A 19,178-nucleotide genomic window follows, 5' to 3' on the forward strand; every position below is an offset into this window, starting at 1 on the left:
CCCTTCATTCCTGGTCTTTGTCTGCGCCTGCCAGCTCTTCCTTGGCGACATCCACCACCGTGGACTTCTCGAACAGAAACTCCAGCACCTTTTCCTCGAGCATCTGGGCCATCAGCCCCTGCCGCGCATCGTCCCCGGCATAATATTTCTTCACCGCGTCCAGGGGAGCATTGGCCATCTCGGCAATTTTCAAGAGTTTATCATCGATCTCCGAACCCTCAACCTTGAGATTTTCCTGGCGGGCGATGGCCTCGAGGATCAGGCTCCCCTTGACCTGGTTGACGGCGGTGTCCCGATACATCTGCCCGAAGGACTCCTCGTTCATGCCGAGCATCTCCAGGCTCATCCCCTGGCTCTGCATCCGGTTGCGGATATTCTCCAGCATGTACTTGAGCTGACTGGCGACCATGGCCTCCGGAACGTCAAAGGGATTGCGGGCGATCAACTCGTCCATCAGGCGCTCTTTCAGGTCGCCCTCGACCCGGTTTTTCTCCTGGGTCTGGTAATTCTCGTCGATCTTGCCGCGAAGCTCCTCGAGAGACTCCAGGCCGAACCCCTTGGCGAACTCGTCGTCCAACTCGGGCAGAACCTTGGCCTTGATCTCCTTGACCTTGACCTTGAAGGTCGCCGGCTGACCGGCCAACTGCTTGTTGCCGTAATCCTCGGGGAAGGTCACTTCGATCTCCCGCTCCTCGCCACGCTTCATCCCCTCGAGCTGCGCCTCGAAACCGGGGATGAAGGAGCCCGAGCCGAGCTCGAGCACATGGTCGTCGGACTTTCCGCCGTCAAAGGGCTGACCCGCCATAAAGCCCTCGAAAGCGATATTCAGAAAATCGCCTTCCTTGGCCTCATCACGCTCGGCCACCTCCATCTGGGCCCGCGAGGCGCGCATCTCGTCGAGACGGGACTCGACCATCTTCGGATCGGCTTCGAATTTCTCCCGCTGCAGGCTCAGCCCCGTGTAATCCTTGACCTCCACCTCGGGCTTGACCTCGACCTCGGCCTGGTAGGTAAAAGGCTTGCCAGGCTCGAGACCGCTCCCCTCGACGATTTCCGGGTCGGAGACGGCAGCGATCCGATTATCCACGATCGCCTTGAAATAGGTATCGTTGATCAATCGGTTGAGAACCTGCTCCTCCATCTGGGGAGCGTAGTACTTTTCGATGACCCCGCGAGGCACCTTGCCCTGACGGAACCCCTTGATCTTGGCGGTCTTGGCGATCTTCTGGTAGGCCTTTTCAATTTCGGCGCTGACCGTTTCGGCCGGGACCTCGAAAGAAAGTTTTTTCTTTACGCTGCTGATGTTCTCTACTTGAACGGTCATTACTTTACCTCACAACTGGATTTTGTTCAGAAACGGCAACCCGCAGAGCGGCGTCCGCGGGCCACGAGAGGGGATCTTATTGTCGGGCCACGAAGGCCAAAAAGGCAAGTGGTGCGAGAGGGGGGAGTCGAACCCCCACGGTTGCCCGCTGGATCCTAAGTCCAGTGCGTCTGCCAATTCCGCCACTCTCGCAAGACCCGGGGAGACAGACTCCCGGGAACCGCAAACAGGCATGCCGCCGACCGGGACCAGCGGCACCCTCCGGAAACCACGGCCCCGGAATAGAAAAGCCCAACTTTTTGCCGACTCACCTGCAGCGCGGGCGCTGCATTAACTGGTGCGGTAAAAAGGTGGGCCAGAGAGTTCATTTGGGGTGAGTGAAGGGGATCGAACCCTCGACAACTGGAGCCACAATCCAGTGCTCTACCAACTGAGCTACACCCACCACAAAAATTAACTTCGCGATACTAACCAAGCGTCCGGGGATTGTCAACGGAAATTTTCCCCTTCCGACGGTCTTGAAATTGGCGCGCCAGGAAGGACTCGAACCCTCGACCCTGTGATTAGAAGTCACATGCTCTATCCAGCTGAGCTACTGGCGCGTGATGGTCGGGGCGACTGGATTCGAACCAGCGACCCCCTGCTCCCAAGGCAGGTGCGCTACCAGGCTGCGCTACGCCCCGACGAGGCCAACCTTCTAGCACGCAAGGCAAAAAAAAGCAACCCCAATCTGGCATCGAGGCTGCTTCGATTTTTGCGCATTTGGACCGGCACGGCACCCCGCCACTGGTCCATCGCCGGCAAGGGCCAGTTAAGGCTTCAAGGGGCCGGAGGAACCAGTGTGGCACGGATTTCGATTCCCGAGGCAATTTCCTGCCCGCCGGGCACCACCAAATTGGGCGCATCGGGCTTCTGGCCGTCGAGGGTCCCGTAAAAGCCCAGGAAATCGTTGGGCTGTGCTGGGCCGTCCAGGTGCTGGTTCATCCGCACGATGCCATATATATAATAGGTCCCCGGCGGAACGTTGTTGAAAAAGTAGTCGATGGCCGTGTTGCAGGCGCAGATCCCCTCGCTTCGAGCCACGAAGGTCGTCGGATCGGTATCATCGTCGATGTAGACCTGGTAGGTCGGGGTATCCACCGCCTCCGGCAGCATCAGCGTCCCCAGCACGTTGGCGTTGACCGGCACCGGGTCACGGTCCGAGCCGCCCCCCCCGCAGCCCACAAAGACTACCCCCAGCGCCATTGCGACCGAAATCCACCCGTAGGACATCCTCCTCATGACTCCCTCCTTTCCCTCCAAAGCCAAGATCCTGGAAAACGGCAGCCTCTGCCGTTGGGCGGTACAAAGGATCCACCCTAATCATTAAGCTCAATTAACCATGAATGCATTAAGAGTCAAGGAGGGCGGGAGCAAATCGGATAAAAAGAGCCTTAAATGAAACCTATTCCCCACATATTTGATACTTTGGCATGAAAACTTATGAGTCTCAACGGTCAGCATCCAATTCCTCGAGATGCTGACGGGCGACGGTGTTGCCCGGGTCGAGCAACAAGGTATTGCGAAACTCCTCGACCGCCCGGTAGGTGATCCCCAACTGCAGATAGAGCAGTGCCGCGGCCTGCCTGAGCTGCGGCGACTCGGGCAGGGCCCGAATTCCCGCCAGCAGCGCTTCGAGGGCTTCGCGGCTGCGGTTGCGGTCCTGGTAGTACTCATAGAGCCGCCAGAACGAGGTGGCCTCCGGCGTCGGTTCCTGTCCGGCAAGAACCGTGGCGCGCAGATAACCGGCCTCCGCGCCGGCCTGATCTCCCCGGCCCACCAGGTAATCGGCATAGTTCACCCATACGGTTGAATGGCCAGGCAAAGCCTGGGTGATTTTCCCCTCGGGCAAACCGGAAAGCGCCATCAGCATCAGGTAGTCTCCTGTCTTGGCGGGCTGCAGGGCCATGGCCTGATGAAACTGCTCCACCGCCTCATCGACCCGCTTCCCAGCGACCAGCCAGAGTGCATAGACCTTGTGCCGTTCGGCGTTGCGCGGGTCGTTCGTCACCCCTGCCAACAGAAGCCGCGCAGCCTTGTCGGCATCGCCGGTGGCGTCGTATACCAGGGCGATCCGTTGCAGGTACTCTCCATTCAGGGGGGCAAGCCGCAGGGCCTCGGCGAATGCCCCCAAGGCTTGTTCATTATCCTCCAGATCCAGGTAGCTGTCGGCCAAGGCATAGCGGTACCTGGAATCAAGAGGAGCAAGGCGCGCAGCCTGGCGGGCGGCCTCAAGCATTGAGCGGGCCGCGGGCTCGGCAAGCGTGCCGGGCTCCCGCTCTGCCGGTTTTTCCAGGAAGATTTTGCGCCCGGCCAGGTCGCCGCCCTGCACCATGGCCACGAAAATCAGAAGCAGCGCCGTAGCGACGAGTCCTCGGGAGACCTTGGCCGGCGCCATGGCCGGCAGATCGCTGTCCTGCTCCGGGCTGCGCGAGCGGGTGTTGGCCACCGCCACGGAAAAGCCCAGCAGAAAAAACAGGTGCAATCCCAGGGCGTCGGAGTCCGGAAGACGGTCCAACAGTCCCAGCACCAGCAGTGAAACCACCCCGGCCGCGCCCCCAAGGTAAAGGCAGAGCGAGGTTCTACTCTTTCGCCTCCACCAGGAGATCGCCCCCTGATGGAAAACTTCCACCAGGAAAAACCCGGCCAACAGAAGCCCCGACAGGCCCCCCTCGGCGGCAACACGGCCCAGTTCCCCCTGGCGCAGCAGAGCGAAGCCCCCCCCGTCGGAGTCCAAGGGGAAACGGTCCGAGACGCTGGGCAGGGTTCCCCAACCCGTTCCCGCGGCGGGGAAATGTCCGAGGATCGCAAGGCCATCTCCCCGCGGCGTCGACCGTCCTGGGTCGCTGTAAAAGGCCGCTTCGGTGGCCAGGGGCCCGCCCATGCCGACCCCCCAGTGCAGAAAAACCGTCGCGCCCAGAAACAGGGCCGCAAACAGCGCCACCACCAGGGCCCTGGCACGATGGACCCGACGAGCCAGGAGGACCAGAGAAACCAGAAGCGCCGCAGCCAGGGTGATGGTCAGGAGCAGCGGACGGTGGGCCAGAAAAATGCCGGACAGGGCCAGCAGGCTAACCAGGCCGAAAAAAAATTGCCGGCGATTGGGTGCCATGCTGAACAGGTCGATCAGCTGCCCGCGAAACCCGAGGTAGGTCACCCGCGGCTTCTGGGCCAGATACCACCCCAGGGACAGGCAGGCCCCAAGGGCCATAAAGGCTGCGAACTGATCGACCTCGGAAAGGACCCCGGCCGGGGCCAGGGATTTCAGCAGGCCCCAAAGCGCGAAGGAGGGGTACAGCAATTGAGCGAAGCCCAGCAGGGTGAGCGCGCCCAGGAAATAAATCAGAGTGGTCACCACCCGCCGCTGCTGCTCGCGACTGGCCAGCAGCTGCACGGCGGCCAGGTAGACGGCAGCCCAGGAGAGGATCCGCAGGCCTGCGTGGAGAGTTGCCCGGGGCTCGATGGAAATCGGCATCCAGGCTCCGGGGCGGACCTCCCAGGCGGTTTCGGCGTAGAGTCGCCAGGTCGCCGGGGAGACCAGGCGAAGCAGCAGCGGGGGTAGCGGAAACAGCTGCATAGCGGCGAATAGCAACAGCAGCCCCAGCGGGACCAGGCCCGGGGCGCCGTAAAAGGGGGTGGATCCGGCACGCCCCCGCACCAGGCACAACAGCAAAAGCCCCATCCCCCCGACCTCGGCCAGCATCCTGGACCAATGCCCGTCGCCGCCCCCGAAAAGGGGGACGGTGAGCAAAATGCCAAGCAGCAGTATGCGACCGAAACTAGCCATGAGTGCATGCCCCCGCCGAGGGTTCGGCGGTCCTGGTGGACGGGAAAGGTCGCACCACCGCCGGGACTTCGATTCTGGCCGTCATCACAGGCATATCCCCGGGACGCCGAACATCCAGGGGCCACGGAGGGACAAACTGGAACCAGCCGAGCGGCCTGAATCCCCGGTCATCTGGCCTCAGGCAATCCTCTCGCCGGCCATGGAGCCTTTCTGGGCCGGTTCGGGAGCTGCGTAATAGGCATTGTAATAATCCTCCCCCTCTTTGTGATCCAGGGAATTGATCATCAGGCCAAGCACCGGCGCGTTGATGTCGTGGAGGATCTTGAGGGTCTTTTTCGCCACCTCGTAGGTGGTCTGTCCGGCCCGGGTCACCAGGACCGTCCCTTCAAAGAACCGGCTCAGAATCCGCGCATCGGCCACCGAAAGCACCGGGGGCGAATCGCAGATGATGATATCGAATTCCTGCTTGAGGGTATCGAGCAGCTTCTTCATGCGGCTCGAGGCCAGAAGCTCCGAGGGGTTGGGGGCGATGGGGCCCGCCGGGATGACCGTCAGGTTGGCGAGCGGCCCTTTTTCCAGGATGTCGCCACCCGTGGTGCCGGCCAAGTAGGTGCTCAAGCCCTTTTGGTTGGTGAGCCGGAAGATTTTGTGGATCCGCGGTTTGCGCAGGTCGCCGTCGATGAGCAGGACGCGGTGTTCGGACTGGGCCAGGGCCACGGCGAGATTTACCGAGGTGGTGGTCTTGCCCTCGCCGGGGAGGGAGCTGGTAATCAGGATCTTCCCGGGCGGCGAGTCGGCGGAGGAAAGCAGCAAGGCCGTGCGCAGGGCTTTGTAACTTTCCGCGAACGCCGAGCGGGGCTCCTTCAGCACGACCTCCTCGATCGGATGCCGATCATGACATAGGGGGACGATTCCCAACACCGCCGCACCCAACCCGGCCTCGGCCTCCTCTGGATTCTTGATCGTATTGTCGAGATATTCCAGGAAAAAGGCCAGCCCGACCCCGCCGAAAAGCCCGAGGATGGAGCCGAGCAGCAGGTTGACCCCCTTCCAGGGCTTGGCCGGCTTGCCGGGAGCCTTCGCCTCTTCGACAATCCAGAGGTCGGCGGCCTGGTTTTCTTCGGTAATACTCTGCTCCTTCATGCGCAGCAACAAGGCGTCGAACATCTGGCGATTGGTGTCAACCTCTCGTTTCAGAGCACCGTACTGAATGAATTTCTCGTTGAGCACCAGGGCTTCGGATTTGGTCTTCGCCAACTGATCGCGCAGACCCGCCTCCACCGATACAGCCAGCTCGTATTCATTTTTTATCGATTCGATGATGCGGGCGACTTCGTGGCTCCGTTTGCGCCGCAGCACCTGCAAATCACCCCTGGCCTTGATCATCACCGGATGCTTCTGGCCGAATTTGCCCGAGAGCTCCATGATGCTCTTTTCGGCCTCCACGATCTGGGCGCGCAGGGCCTGGAGCGTGGTGTCCGAGGCAATGGCGGCGACAGTTTCTGCAAGGTCCGTATCCCCCGAGACCCCTTTGACCTTTTGGTACAGTATTTCGAGCTCCTTGCGTTTGGACTCGGCCCGCACCAGCTGGGAGCTGATCTCCGATAGTTGCTCCGGGACCACGGCCACACGGTCTTCCACGGTCAGAATGTTGTTGGCCCCCATGTAAGCCTGCAGGTTCTGCTCGGCATTCTCCAGCTTGGCGCGCTCCACCTCGGCCTTCTTGCTCATCCACTCCAGGGTCCGTCGGCTCGACTCCATCTTCATCTCCAGGGTCTCCTCGACGTAAGCCTTGACCGTCGCATTGGGGACCAGGGCGGCCAGCTCCGGATTGGGCGATTCGTAGATGATGCTGACGATGCGGCTGTTCTCCAGGGGACGGACTTTGAGGTTCTCAAGCAGCTGGTCGGCTATCCACTCCTTTTTCGAGGGCTGCGCAGAGGGTTCCCCATCGGGCTTGCGGATTTTAAGAAAAGTGGCCAGCTGGTTCTTCAGATCCTTGGTCCAGAGCCAGAGGGACTGAAGCCCCGAGGCGCTTTTTCGACTCTCCTGGCGGTAAGCGTCGTAGTTTTCCTCCAGCGAGAGCATCGCCATCACCCGGTAGGCCACGGCCCGGCTCTTGAGCAGCTGGTACTGGGTTTCGTAAAACTCCGGGTCCATGGAGTCGGCGCGCCCCCTGCCCGTCAGATCGCTCGGCTGAACCTTTTCGATGACGATGCGAGTTTTCCCCTCGTACAACGGCGTGGCGGCAAAAGTCGCCAGCAGCACCAGCAGAAAAGTGGCCCCGAAAAAGGTCGTTACCGCCCCACGGCGCTTGGAGACCACCTTGAGGTAGTCCCGCAGATGCATTTCCCTGTCGCTGATCAACATAAAAGCAAATTCCTCGCTTGACGATCCTGTGGCGGATCAGAAGAAACTCTCTGGAACCACGATGACATCCTCGGGGAGCACCGGTACATCCATGGAGACGTTCTTGAGGATCTGTTCACTCCCCCTGACCTTGCGGATGATCCGTACGCGGCTCTTGGAGGCGATGGGGGAAAACCCCCCGGCCATGGTGATGGCCTTGATGACCGTCGTCCCCTCCTCCAGGCGATACGAATTGGGTCGGCCCACCTCTCCGGTCACGTAAAAGACTTCGGCCTTGGCGACAAACACGTTGTCCCCGTCCATGATCGGCGCATCCAGTGTCGCCAGCCCTCTTTCCAGCAGGTCCTTGAGATTCACGGTGATCAGCTGCTCCTGGTCGCCGCCGGGACCGGACTTGCGTTTGATAGTGGCCTTGTCGCCGGCCTCGGGGGTGAGCCCCCCGGCCTTGGAGACCAACTCCAAAAGGGAGGTCGGCCCGCTCAGCTCGTAAAGGCCCGGCGTCCTCACCTGGCCGATGATAATCGCTCTCTTGCTGCGAAACTCTTCGACAAAAACGCTGACCTGCGGGTTGACGATGTACCCGTCAGCCAGTTTTCTGGCAAGCTGGTCGGAGACCTGGGCCACGCTCAAGCCACCGACCTTGACCTGGCCGAGCAGCGGAAAATGGATTGTCCCGTCACTGTTGACCCGGACAGTGGCGTCCAGGTCCGGGTTGTCGTAGACGGTCACCTTGAGCACGTCGCCGTCGCCCACCTGGTAGTTGGTATCCACCGCCCAGGCTGGGGGATTCAGGCTGAAGAGCGCCAGGAGAACTGCCATCAGCATCCATCGCTTCATGATTCCACCTTTTCCCGGGGAGCGGAGTATTCCCGCCGTCCGTCGCCGCATCGGGGTGTTTGCTCAGATGGCGGCGGTAAGCGTGAGCAAAAAGATGTTGGACTGGTAATCCGAGCTGTCGAAGTTCGAATCCCGCTCCACGTAGTTGTAGCCGGCACTCAGATTGAGCCATTTGCGCAGGGAAAAGCCCAGGGCGAGCCCGGCACTGTAGTAGTTGTCCCGGCGTTTGCCGGTTTCCAGATTGACCACAACATCCCCCCCCCGGTAGCTGTCGCGGATGTAGTTGAGATCGGCGATGGCCCGCACCTTGGAGGTGATGCGCTGAGAATAGGCCACCCCGACCCGGTGGGTCAGGACATTACTGGGCCCGGCCAGGATGTCGGTTTCGTTCACCTGGCGCGTGGTGATTAGGGCGACCGAGGTCTTGGGGGTGAAGTGATAGTCGAGCCGTGCCTCACCGATGAAATCGTGGTTGTCGTCGGGATCGCGCAGCCGGCCGTCGAACTGCTTCACGCCGTAACCGAGCTTGCCCTGCAGCCGGAGCTTCTCACTGGCATCCCACAGCACCCCGGCAAAGTAGTGATGCTCCTGGCTGTCGGGCAACAGGTCGCGATCGTAGTCGATGTCGACGAATTCATATTCGAGAAACAGCGAGGTCTTGGGCCAGAACTGGTGGAAGGCGAACAGGCTGAACCCGTTGTCGTCGCGGTCCCGGAACCGCTCAGCGGTTTCGTCGTAGCTGAGGGTGTACCAGGAGTAGTCGGCGCGCAGCCGGGTTTTCGGGGTGATCCGGTAGACGGCGAGGGCATTGAGCACGTTGGAGGTGAACTCGTTGAGCTGCCGGGAGTTACCGGTGGCGTAGGGGTCCTGCTCAACCTCGTAGATGTCCAAAAGTTCCAGGGACAGGCCGCCGCGGAAATTGTAGCGGAACACCCCTTCGCCCCGGTGGTTCACCGTATTCTCCTCGGAAAAATCCGCATGGCGGTTGATGTTGGCGCGGTACAGGGCATAGGCCTGCATCCGCCGCGGGGCCTCGGTATCGAATCGGGTCAGTTCAAACCCGCCCGGTGCCGTGTTGAGCGTCTCCACGTCCAGAAGGGGTTGCCGGCCGGCCGGTAGAGAAAACCAGATCCCGGGGGTGATGACCGTTACGAAGTCGCTTTCCTGGTTATCTTCAGTGTTGAACAGGTTGTCCGTGTAATATTCCCCGAGCGAAAAATAGGGATGCAGGTAATTCCAGGTCTGGCCGAAGGCCGAATCGGGACTCACCTCCAGGCCCTCGGGCATCATGGTCGAATCGTACCCCGCCGAGGAGGGCAAGCCACCTACCGCGCTGGACAAACTCGCGGCCGCAAGGGGATTGGCCCCAAGGAAAAGAAACACCGCGCCTGCCAGAACCAGTTGTTTGATTCGCATTTAACCCCCTAAGCTGAGGTGGGCCTTCAACCCAAGGTAAAAAAAAAGCACCCTTCCGTATGGTTAATAACTACCAAAAGAAGGGGCGCTGTCAATAGTCATTGCTAATTAACCAAGACAAATACTGCATACTCCCCCAACCAAGCCTTTGGCTCAGGAGCGCAACAAGACATAGGGGGCCGGCCCCTCGCCTGCTCCCGGGGGGATCGCACGCCCGGGGTGAGGCAAGGCCAGGTCGCGGCTGATCTTGTATTCCGGAACTATCCTGTTGAGAACCCTGAGCGCCCCCTCCAGGTCCATGTGGCGACAGGACTGGTAAAGGTCCTCGATCTGCGCCTTCAGGGTTGCAGGATCGTGAAAGACAGCGTTGGCGACGCAGATCTTTTCGTGCCTGGTCGGACGCACTCCTTCGTCATCCAGCAACAGTTCTTCATAGAGCTTCTCCCCGGGACGCAGGCCGGTGAAGACGATCTCGATATCCTCGTAGGGCTTCAACCCCGAGAGTCGGATCAACTCCTCGGCCAGGTGCAGAACCTTCACCGGCTCGCCCATGTCGAGCAGCATGATGTCCCCTCCCCGCCCCATGCTGCCGGCCTGGAGAACCAGTTGCACCGCTTCGGGAATGGTCATGAAAAACCGGGTGATGTCGGCGTGGGTGACGGTCACCGGGCCGCCCCTACGGATCTGCTCCTTGAATATCGGCACCACGCTTCCGTTGCTCCCCAGGACATTGCCGAAGCGCACCGTCACGAAGTTGGTCGGGCTGGTCCGGGCGAGGGTCTGCACATAGATCTCGGCCGCCCGCTTGCTCGCACCCATGGCGTTGGTGGGACGCACCGCCTTGTCGGTAGAGACCATGACAAACTGCTGGACGCCAAAATCGTGGGCCCGGTCAGCGAGATTCCGGGTTCCGATGACGTTGTTGCGGATCGCCTCGATGGGGTTGTGCTCGGACATGGGGACATGCTTGTAGGCGGCGGCGTGAAACACCACCTCGGGCCGCCAGTGGCTGAAGATGTATTCCATTCGCGCCAGGTCGCGGATATCGCTCAGGCTGGTTTCGAAGGCCACGGCCGGAAACCTCTCCCGCAACTCGTTTTCCACATGGAAAAGGGGGGTCTCGGCATTGTCCAGCAGCAGGACGCAGGCCGGCCCAAAGCTCGCCACCTGGCGACAGATTTCACTGCCGATGCTGCCGCCGGCACCGGTCACCAGGATCCGCTTGTTCTGCAGATAACCGCGTATTTCCTCCAAATCGATCCGCACCGGTTTGCGGCCCAGCAGGTCTTGGAGTTGGACGTCTCTGATATGCTGCACCGAAACCGCATCGGTGATGATGTCCTCTACCGAGGGCAGAATCTTCGATTTAACCCCTGCCTTGCGGCAGCGCTCGAGGATTTCCCGCAGCTCCTTGGGGCCGAGCGCCGGCTGGGCGATCACCACCTGGTCCACTCCGCGCTCGCGGCACAGCCGCTCCAGCCGGTCCACCGGCCCCAGGACCGCGACGCCCTGAAAGCGCTGTTGATGCCGCTCGGGATCGTTGTCGATGTAGCCGATCACCTCCCGGTTCAAGTGGGGGTTCTGGCGGATCTCCCTGACGATCGACTGGCCCACGGCGCCCGCACCGACGATCAGCAGATGCTCGCGGTTGGCGATCTTGTCCTTTTGGTAAAGAATGTGGTTCTCCCGCAGGATTCGGGTCAGGACCCTAGCTCCGCTCAGGGCCAGGAAGCAGAACAGCCCGTCCAGAACCAGGACCGAGCGGGGCAAGGCGGTCAAATGATGGATCGTCACCACGTAAAGCAAAAAGCCCAGCGAGGCGTAACAGTTGGCCCGCAGCAACACCAACAGGTCCGGCAGGGAAACGTATCGCCACCAGCCCGAAAAGAGCCTCATCCGCCAGAATACCGCCAGTTTTATCAAGATGATGGCGGGGAGGGTCGCGTAGAAAGCCTCCCAATATGGTGCGGGGATGTCGCCGTCGAACCTCACTAAAAACGCCAGCAGAAACGATGACGAAACCACCAGAGCCTGAAACCCCAGCATCAGGGCCGAACGCAGACTGCCTCTATTCAAAAGCCCAACCGAAATGGCCATTTCAATTCCCTGCCTTTAAGAAATTTAATAATTGTTAACAATAGAATAAAAGACAAGCGGAGTAATTCAATTACCCTAAGGTTGGGGAGAAGGCCGGAAAATAGGAGGGAGGATGACCCTGCACCAATGTTGCAATTTTTTCTTAAAAACCCCGGCAACAGGGCGGGAGCATTCGGCGACCGGTGGCCGGGGTCCGAGGCGCGAGTCAATCGGTGCTGACATTTCCCCCGGTGCCGGCGTTGAGGAATTTCGAAGCCGAGCGGGAAGCTTGCAGGGCCAGTTTCACCCGGTTCTTGACCCCGAATTTCTTGAAAAGGTGGTTGCAGTGGGACTTGACGGTCTGCTCGCTGATGTTCAGCCTCTGGGCGATCTTCTTGTTGGTGTCGCCCGCACAGACATATTTGAGGATTTCGGCCTCTTTCTTGGTCAGCCGGATGTTGGGCTTTTCCTCGCTTTTACTGACCAGGGCATTGCTGATGGTCTTGTGATCGATCCAGAGCTCGCCGGCATGCAGCTTGACGATGGCCTTTTTCAGCAGCTGGGAATCCGAGTCAAACGGCATGATCCCCGCCAACCCCTTGGCAACCATCTCCTGAAGATCCACGTAATTAAAGGGCCCATTCTCCTCATTGGCCAGCAGCAGCACCTTGGTCCCATTAACGGGCAGGTTCTGGGTGAACACGTGCTCGCAACTGGTCCGGTCGCACAGGACCACGTCGGGAGAGTCCCTGAGCATGGTGGTCAATTCCTCCGCTCTGCAGGTCACCCCGCCGACGACCAGCTGTTCGGCATCTTCCAGCAATTTCCCCAAGCCCTCTGCGAGCAGATAGTTGCGGCAGCAGATCAACAGTCGGATTGGCATCGATCATTCCTTTCGGGAGCGCCCAGCAAGTTTCGCCCCCTCGTTGCTCATCTTTAAGTGGCCGCGGCCATGACTTTGGCGGCCACCTGGCAGGTGTCTTCCATATCCGCCTGGTTCAGGGTGGGGTGAACCAGGAACATCAGGCTGGTCTCCCCCAATTCCCGGGCGGCCCGAAGCCTTTGGGGAGGCCCCAACCCCGCGTTCCGGAAAGCCTTTTCCAGGTAAATCTCACTGCAGCTGCCGCTGAAGCAGGGAATCCCCTCCGCCACGATCGCTTCGAGGATGCGGTCCCGGCTCCAGCCTTCCCGCAGCTGCTCGGGACGGACGAATGCATAGAACTTGTAGTAGGCATGCCCCACCACCGCCGGCGGCAGGGGGACCCGCAAACCCGGAATTCGCCCCAGCCCCTGCGCCAGCACGGCGGCGTTGCGGCGGCGCTGTTCCACCCAGCCCGGCAGTTTCCCGAGCAGCACCCTGCCGATGGCAGACTGCATTTCGGTCAGCCGCCAGTTGGTTCCGAATGACTCATGCAGCCAACGAAAACCCGCCGGGTGCCGGCGGTTAAAGACTGCCTGGTAGCTTTTTCCGTGATCTTTGAAGGACCAAGCCCGCTCCCAAAGACCGACGTCGTCGGTGGTCAGCATCCCCCCTTCCCCCCCGGTGGTCATAATCTTGTCCTGACAGAAGGAAAAAGCCGCGGCATCCCCCAGAGAGCCGACCATTTTCCCCTTATAGGTGGCCCCGTGGGCCTGGGCGCAGTCTTCGATGACCTTGAGGCCGCGCTCCCGGGCCAGCTCCAGCAGCGGATCCATGTCACAGGGCCAGCCGGCCAGGTGCACTGCGATTATCGCCCGGGTGCGGGGCGAAAGCACCCGCCTCACCGTCTCCGCGGTCAGGTTCTGGCTGTCGGGGTCCACATCGGCGATCACCGGGATGGCCCCGCGCATCACCACCGCGCTGGCCGAGGCGATAAAGGTGCGGCTGGTGGTCACCACCTCATCTCCCGGGCCGATGCCCAGGGCAAACAGGGCCAGCTCCAGCTGCCATACTGGGGTGCCCAACACCGGCTCCCACGGCCCGGGCCGATGCCCAGGGCAAACAGGGCCAGCTCCAGGGCCACCGTCCCATTGCTCAGGGCGATGGCATGGCGACTGCCGACCATCTGCGCGAACTCCTGCTCGAACTTTCGGCCTTCCTCGCCCGTCCAGTAGTTCACCCTCCCCGAGCGCAGCACGGCCGAGGCGGCATCCACCTCGTCCTGGGCAAAACAGGGCCAGGGGGCAAAGGGAGCCTGGCGAAGGGGAGCCGGGGCCCAGGGGGCTGCGGTTTTCATTGGCACATCCTTGTCTCGTCCGGAAGAACCCTGCTGCTCCCGCCAGGGCCGCCGGGAGTTCTGGAAAAAACGGCCCACGCACCGAGTCTGCCGGCAGATTAGCTACATGCTCACGCTGTTATTCATTGGCCCGAGGTTGGTGCCACCCGCACCGGAACCCCGGGCGGGTCAGGACCCTTTGTGGTCTTGTGGCTCCGATGGAATTAAAGACTACCAATATAAAAAGAAAAAACAATCCGCCATTGGTTTGACAAAAACAGCAAACCTTTTGTGGTCCATTTCCCTGAAAGATTCGGAGATAGGGTGGAGAACAGCTTAAAGAGAGGGCCAGCCTACGGTCCGGGGGAAACCCGCGCGGGTGATATGGGCATGCGCAGCCGGCAGGACAAGGCTAGAGTTTATTCTCCAGCGCTTGCATGAGCGGCGAAATGCCGGCCTCCATCCTCAAGGAGGTGTCCAGGGTCCTGGCCTTGTCCAGCCATCCCGCGGGGGGCGTCTTTTCCGGGAGAATCGCCAACAGGCGGCGGCCGGGGTCGAGCCGACGCAGCAGGCCGAGGGCGTCGCCATCCTCGAGAATTTCCGGGCTGGTGATGCGAAACCAACGATCCCCGAGCATCCCCACCTCGTAGACCTGACCGGCGGTACGCACCTGAAACCTGGAAAAACCGAACCGCCTTTGGCAAGCCATGGCCTGGGGCAGCTGGCACAAATAGCCGCTGACATCCGGCGGGCATTCAGGCAGCGAGATGGCCCACCAGGTATGACGGCCAGTTTCCTCGAAACCCAGGGCCCGGTACCAGCTCACCGCCTTGACATTGGAATCAAACACATCAAGGAGCAGGCTCCTGCAGTTTCCCGCGCCGAGCGTTTGCAGCGAGCGATACAGCAGCAGCGAGCCAAGGCCCTTGATATTTTTCTGCTTGTCGGCACAGATGTAATTCAGGAACAGTTGAGGCGGGCGGCAGAGGATTTCGGCGAAGCCGGCCATTTCACCTCCGCTGGCGGCCACCAGGTACCTGGTATCGGAAAATCCCCCGGGCACCTCGAGCTGCTCCCTCATGTAAAACGGGAAACCGCCGCTTCCATAGATCAGGCGATCGGTCAATTCGGCGCCGAAGGATCTCAGCGCCAAGGAGCAGACGGCCCCCACATCCCTCACTTGGGCAAAGCGCACCTCAACCTCCAGGTTCACCAGTGCTCCTCCATGTTGGGTTGTTGTCTCTACCGGCCCGCTCCTGATCGAGATCGAGCATGATGCGCCCCGGGTCGACCTCCGCCCCTCTGCGAGTCAGGACAACGGCCAGGGTCCGATAAAGAATGCGCAGGTCCAGAAACAGTGAGCGGTGGCGTACATACCAGGTGTCCAGTTCGAACCGTTTCGCCCAGCAGAGCAGGTTCCGCCCATGGATCTGGGCCCAACCGGTAATCCCCGGTCTCACCTCGAAGCGGACTTTCTCCGCCTCGGTAAAATAAGGAAGATAGCGCGGCAGCAACGGCCGCGGGCCCACCAGGCTCATTTCGCCCCGCAGCACGTTGATCAGTTCGGGCAATTCGTCGATGCTGGTCTTGCGCAAAAAGCGGCCCAGGGGCGTCAGGCGAAGGTGATCGGGGAGCAGGCGCCCCTCACCGTCCACCTCCGAGGTCATCGTGCGAAACTTGAACAGGGAAAAGATTTCGGCCCCCCGCCCCAGCCGCTGCTGCCGGAACAGCACCGGCGCCCCAAGCCGCCAGCGGATCAGCAACGCGGTGAGCAGCAGCAGGGGGCTGAGCAGGAGCACCCCCAAAGCAGCTGAAATGATGTCGAGGCAGCGCTTCATAAAATTTCTCGAGGAAACACCCCCGCCCCAAAGCACGCCAGACCAGGCCCCCTCAATGGCTCGACTTTGGATGGCGATGGGCCCAGAACTCCAGAAGGTCATGGGCGGTACCGCATTTCAACAGGTATTTTGCGTAAACCTTGCACAGTTCCCCGTCCAACATGCAATTGCCGCAATCGCTTTCGAAGTTCGGGCAAGGGTCATTTTCGGCGCAGCCCGACGCTCCAGCGCAGGAACGAAAGTCCAACTTGATTGCCTCCATGAGGTTTCCTCTGCATTCATAAAGCTTTACGAAACTGCATGGTAAAGCCTGTCCACGCAAGGGACGAAATCGACATAACACCGCTGAAATTCTTTAAATCACCTCCTTTTTTTTTCGAAATCAACTCACCCTTATGCCTTTTCGGTAGCAGGGGAAAAAATCCTCCCCCCCGGCACTGCCAGTGGCAACTCCCCCCCGGGCCCGGGAGCACAGCTCCTGGTAGCCTTGCGCATCCTGAACCAGGCGCAAGGTGAAAAAAGGACTGCGAAATTTGGAAAACCCGGCTTTGAAATGGTACAGGGGATCGATTTCTCCACCGACGCCGCCCCCCAGGTGGAACACCTCGCTCCCCAGATCCTTTCCCCAGCGACGGACAAAATCAAACATCAGCTTCGTCGGGGCATGACTCAGGTACTTCTCCTCGGTGCCGGCCAGGTGGAACTCCACAATCCCTTTACAGGTGGTGAACAGGCCGGCGGCAGCCACCTCCCCCGTGGGGGAGAGCACCGAGCAAAGATTGAGCTTTTCACTGAGCGCCTCTTTCAACCCGTCGAAATAGGCATCGGAGAACTGGTAATAGTCCGTGGCTCCGACCCTCTGCATGGTCTGGCGATAGACCCTTTTGAAATCCCTGGCCAGGCTCCAGTCGTTGATGAGCGCCTCGAAACCTGTGCGAAGCAGTTTGTTGATGTCGGTCCGGTGGTTTTTCCGGGTCTGCCGCCAGATCTCTTCACTCGACTGCAGCAGGTCGATGAACACCGTATCGCCATGCTGCACCAACCGCCCGAAATCTGCGGCGCGTTCAAGGGATAGGGGCAACAGCGGGTGCAGGCGCAGAAAGATGGAAACAATCCCGCTCTGCCCGCACAACTCCCGAAACGCCGGAAGAAAATGATCCAACCGCCGGGCGGGCTCTCCGGCCAGCAGCGGTGAAGGGTAACCATAGGGGGAGCAGGCATCGGTCCAGGCGGCCGGGGCCTTGAGAAATGCCGGCAGATGGCGCCGCACCAGGGGAATCAGGCAGCAGGCACCCTGGTCCTCGGCCCAGAAAGCCATGGGCTCGCCCCCCTCATAATTGGCGGCAAAGCGAACATATTCAGGAAGATGGTAAAAATCGTGACGGGTCTGGCCAAGAAACTTGGACCATCTTGCATCATTCGGGCTAATGAACTCCGCGTTGATCATGCTTCAGCGCTCCCGGGGCTCATCCTCGCCGCCTTGCTGGTTTCCAAGAAAAAAGGGGGCCGTGGCATAGCCTTCGGCACTGATCCCCTCGCGCCGAATGACCTTGATCAGGGTAAGCCAGAGAATCTTCACATCCAGGCTCAGCGACTGATGGTCCACATACCAGACATCGTGGCGGAATTTCTCCTCCCAGCTCAATGCGTTGCGCCCATTGACCTGGGCCCAACCGGTGATTCCCGGCCGCACCTCATGGCGACGCGCCTGCTCCGGGGAGTAGCGGCCCAGATATTCCATCAGCAACGGCCGGGGCCCCACCAGACTCATTTCCCCTTTGACCACGTTTAACAATTCGGGCAATTCGTCCAGGCTGGTACTGCGCAAAAACCTGCCGAATCCGGTAAGGCGCTGCTCATCCGGAAGCGGTTTTCCCTGCGGGTCCCGGGCATCCAGCATGGTGCGAAACTTGTAGATGGTAAAGGGCCGGGCCTTCCAGCCTGGCCGGGCCTGGCGGAAGAGCACCGGCGCCCCGAGTTTGAAGCGCACCAGCAGCGCCAGCACCAGGAACAGGGGCGACAGCACCAGCAAGGCCGCCCCCCCCAGGGCAAAATCCATAACAGGCTTGACGCCTCTGCGATAAACGCTGCCGGCCATGACTCACCCCGCCAACGCCCTGCTGTAGAGGGCTTCGTGCATATGGATGATATTGTGGATGTCATAATCGGCCATGCGGGCCTTTCCGCGGGCCGCCATCTCCCGGGCCAAGCCAGGGTTCTCCAGGATCCAGGCCATGGCACAGCGCAGCCCCTCCACGTCCCCCACCCGCACCAGCAGGCCCCGGTTGCCGGCGAGAAGGTCACTGGTGCCGCGGATGTTCGAGCCGATACAGGGAACCTCCAGGCACAGCGCCTCCATCAGGCTTCTCGGCAACCCCTCATGCACCGAGGGCAGCACCACGGCCGCCGATGCTTTCAGCAGGGTCGGGATATCCCGACGAAAGCCCAGGAAGTGGACCCGCTTTTCCAGCTTCAGTTCGGCCGCCAGGGAGCCCATCTGCTCCGCGAGGGGGCCGGTACCGGCGAAGGCCAGATGGGCACCGGGATGGTCAAGGCTGGCAAAAGCCCGCAACACGTCTTCATGCCGCTTGCGGGGGATGAACTCGGCAATCATCAGAAACAGCCGGTCCTCCGGCTGCAGCCCCATCTCCCCGCGCACGCCCTCCAACTCACCGGCGCCGACCAGGCCAGGGCTGTAATAAGCGGTGTCGACCCCGATCCCGGGCATGTAAGTCACCCGTTCAGGAGGGACGATCCGGTACTTTTTCGCCGATTCGAGATCTTCCTGGTTCATGACCACCAGATAGTCCGTCCAACGACCCGCTAACTTTTCCAGGGCCAGGTAAAGCCCGTTGCGGAGGCGACTGCCCCCCCGGTAGAAGTGAAACCCATGGGCTGTGTAGATTACTTTGGGGCGAAGCTTGCGGTCCAAGCTGCGCAGGGAAAACCTGGTGACAAACGAGGCAACCGGGGTATGCACATGGACCAGGTCGTACCCCCCCGAGGCAACCGCCTCACGAACCGCCCCGGGGACCTGCAACAGGTTCTTCCCCTCGTAGGGGTTTCGCGACCAGGCCACATCCCAAACCCGGTCAAACGCCGCGGTGCAACCGCTGCATCCCGAAATCCCCTGGGCCATGCCATCCACGCGCCAGCCCTGGGCGCGAAAATGTTCCGCGAACGGCAGAATGAACCCCTTCAAGGTCTCGGGGACGGTTGCCGCGAATAGGGCTCGAGTCATTGCCCCTCCTGTGGTTTTGAAGTTTTTTATTTTTATTTATTAATATTACCCGGCC

The 19,178-nt window shown here is 60.8% G+C and carries 13 protein-coding genes, 4 tRNA genes and 1 pseudogene; all 18 read right to left on the reverse strand.

Going from position 1 to position 19,178, the window contains the following annotated elements:
• Positions 1 to 4: 4 nt before the first annotated feature.
• Complete coding sequence (tig, locus tag DESUT3_RS14450) at positions 5 to 1,324, reverse strand: trigger factor (RefSeq protein WP_221249183.1); 1,320 nt, start codon at positions 1,322 to 1,324, stop codon at positions 5 to 7.
• Positions 1,325 to 1,433: 109 nt separating this feature from the next.
• Positions 1,434 to 1,516: transfer RNA gene (locus DESUT3_RS14455), tRNA-Leu, on the reverse strand.
• Between the two features lie 177 nt (positions 1,517 to 1,693).
• Positions 1,694 to 1,769 (reverse strand) — tRNA-His (locus tag DESUT3_RS14460).
• Between the two features lie 80 nt (positions 1,770 to 1,849).
• Positions 1,850 to 1,926: transfer RNA gene (locus DESUT3_RS14465), tRNA-Arg, on the reverse strand.
• A gap of 4 nt (positions 1,927 to 1,930) precedes the next feature.
• Positions 1,931 to 2,007: transfer RNA gene (locus tag DESUT3_RS14470), tRNA-Pro, on the reverse strand.
• A gap of 136 nt (positions 2,008 to 2,143) precedes the next feature.
• Positions 2,144 to 2,605 (reverse strand): hypothetical protein, encoded by a 462-nt coding sequence (locus tag DESUT3_RS14475; protein WP_221249184.1) that lies wholly within the window; start codon positions 2,603 to 2,605, stop codon positions 2,144 to 2,146.
• Positions 2,606 to 2,813: 208 nt separating this feature from the next.
• Entirely contained in the window at positions 2,814 to 5,150 is a 2,337-nt protein-coding gene (locus DESUT3_RS14480) for a tetratricopeptide repeat protein (RefSeq protein WP_221249185.1), read from the reverse strand.
• Positions 5,151 to 5,327: 177 nt separating this feature from the next.
• Positions 5,328 to 7,520 (reverse strand): GumC family protein, encoded by a 2,193-nt coding sequence (locus DESUT3_RS14485; RefSeq protein ID WP_221249186.1) that lies wholly within the window; start codon positions 7,518 to 7,520, stop codon positions 5,328 to 5,330.
• A gap of 36 nt (positions 7,521 to 7,556) precedes the next feature.
• On the reverse strand, positions 7,557 to 8,357 hold the full coding sequence (locus tag DESUT3_RS14490) for an SLBB domain-containing protein (RefSeq protein ID WP_221249187.1): 801 nt from the start codon (positions 8,355 to 8,357) through the stop codon (positions 7,557 to 7,559).
• A gap of 63 nt (positions 8,358 to 8,420) precedes the next feature.
• The gene (locus DESUT3_RS14495) at positions 8,421 to 9,773 is read right to left on the reverse strand and encodes an outer membrane beta-barrel protein (protein WP_221249188.1); all 1,353 of its coding nucleotides are present in this window, start codon (positions 9,771 to 9,773) and stop codon (positions 8,421 to 8,423) included.
• Positions 9,774 to 9,926: 153 nt separating this feature from the next.
• Entirely contained in the window at positions 9,927 to 11,870 is a 1,944-nt protein-coding gene (locus DESUT3_RS14500; RefSeq protein WP_221249189.1) for a polysaccharide biosynthesis protein, read from the reverse strand.
• 205 nt (positions 11,871 to 12,075) lie between these two features.
• A complete protein-coding gene (locus DESUT3_RS14505) occupies positions 12,076 to 12,732 on the reverse strand; it encodes a response regulator transcription factor (RefSeq protein ID WP_221249190.1) in 657 nt (218 codons plus the stop codon).
• 53 nt (positions 12,733 to 12,785) lie between these two features.
• Positions 12,786 to 14,065: pseudogene (locus DESUT3_RS14510) on the reverse strand (DegT/DnrJ/EryC1/StrS family aminotransferase).
• 391 nt (positions 14,066 to 14,456) lie between these two features.
• Positions 14,457 to 15,257 carry a GNAT family N-acetyltransferase gene (locus DESUT3_RS14515; protein WP_221249191.1) on the reverse strand — a complete coding sequence of 267 codons (801 nt, stop codon included), beginning with the start codon at positions 15,255 to 15,257 and terminating at the stop codon, positions 14,457 to 14,459.
• Positions 15,241 to 15,882 carry a sugar transferase gene (locus DESUT3_RS14520; protein ID WP_221249192.1) on the reverse strand — a complete coding sequence of 214 codons (642 nt, stop codon included), beginning with the start codon at positions 15,880 to 15,882 and terminating at the stop codon, positions 15,241 to 15,243. The genes DESUT3_RS14515 and DESUT3_RS14520 overlap by 17 nt, the downstream gene beginning before the upstream one ends.
• 382 nt (positions 15,883 to 16,264) lie before the next feature.
• Complete coding sequence (locus DESUT3_RS14525; RefSeq protein WP_221249193.1) at positions 16,265 to 17,200, reverse strand: GNAT family N-acetyltransferase; 936 nt, start codon at positions 17,198 to 17,200, stop codon at positions 16,265 to 16,267.
• Positions 17,201 to 17,332: 132 nt separating this feature from the next.
• Positions 17,333 to 17,941: a sugar transferase gene (locus tag DESUT3_RS14530; protein ID WP_225911519.1), complete on the reverse strand. Its 609-nt coding sequence runs from the start codon at positions 17,939 to 17,941 to the stop codon at positions 17,333 to 17,335.
• Positions 17,942 to 17,983: 42 nt separating this feature from the next.
• The gene (locus DESUT3_RS14535; protein ID WP_221249195.1) at positions 17,984 to 19,123 is read right to left on the reverse strand and encodes a glycosyltransferase family 4 protein; all 1,140 of its coding nucleotides are present in this window, start codon (positions 19,121 to 19,123) and stop codon (positions 17,984 to 17,986) included.
• Positions 19,124 to 19,178: the final 55 nt, after the last annotated feature.

Origin of the sequence: Desulfuromonas versatilis (assembly GCF_019704135.1) — a bacterium.
GTDB classification, from domain to species: Bacteria; Desulfobacterota; Desulfuromonadia; order Desulfuromonadales; family NIT-T3; genus Desulfuromonas_A; species Desulfuromonas_A versatilis.

Coding starts and splice junctions, on each gene's coding strand:
- tig (WP_221249183.1), bottom strand. CDS start 1,324: ATGACCGTTCAAGTAGAGAACATCAGCAGCGTAAAGAAAAAACTTTCT.
- DESUT3_RS14535 (WP_221249195.1), bottom strand. CDS start 19,123: ATGACTCGAGCCCTATTCGCGGCAACCGTCCCCGAGACCTTGAAGGGG.
- DESUT3_RS14480 (WP_221249185.1), bottom strand. CDS start 5,150: ATGGCTAGTTTCGGTCGCATACTGCTGCTTGGCATTTTGCTCACCGTC.
- DESUT3_RS14520 (WP_221249192.1), bottom strand. CDS start 15,882: ATGAAGCGCTGCCTCGACATCATTTCAGCTGCTTTGGGGGTGCTCCTG.
- DESUT3_RS14505 (WP_221249190.1), bottom strand. CDS start 12,732: ATGCCAATCCGACTGTTGATCTGCTGCCGCAACTATCTGCTCGCAGAG.
- DESUT3_RS14525 (WP_221249193.1), bottom strand. CDS start 17,200: ATGGCTTTCTGGGCCGAGGACCAGGGTGCCTGCTGCCTGATTCCCCTG.
- DESUT3_RS14475 (WP_221249184.1), bottom strand. CDS start 2,605: ATGAGGAGGATGTCCTACGGGTGGATTTCGGTCGCAATGGCGCTGGGG.
- DESUT3_RS14485 (WP_221249186.1), bottom strand. CDS start 7,520: ATGTTGATCAGCGACAGGGAAATGCATCTGCGGGACTACCTCAAGGTG.
- DESUT3_RS14500 (WP_221249189.1), bottom strand. CDS start 11,870: ATGGCCATTTCGGTTGGGCTTTTGAATAGAGGCAGTCTGCGTTCGGCC.
- DESUT3_RS14495 (WP_221249188.1), bottom strand. CDS start 9,773: ATGCGAATCAAACAACTGGTTCTGGCAGGCGCGGTGTTTCTTTTCCTT.
- DESUT3_RS14490 (WP_221249187.1), bottom strand. CDS start 8,357: ATGAAGCGATGGATGCTGATGGCAGTTCTCCTGGCGCTCTTCAGCCTG.
- DESUT3_RS14530 (WP_225911519.1), bottom strand. CDS start 17,941: ATGGATTTTGCCCTGGGGGGGGCGGCCTTGCTGGTGCTGTCGCCCCTG.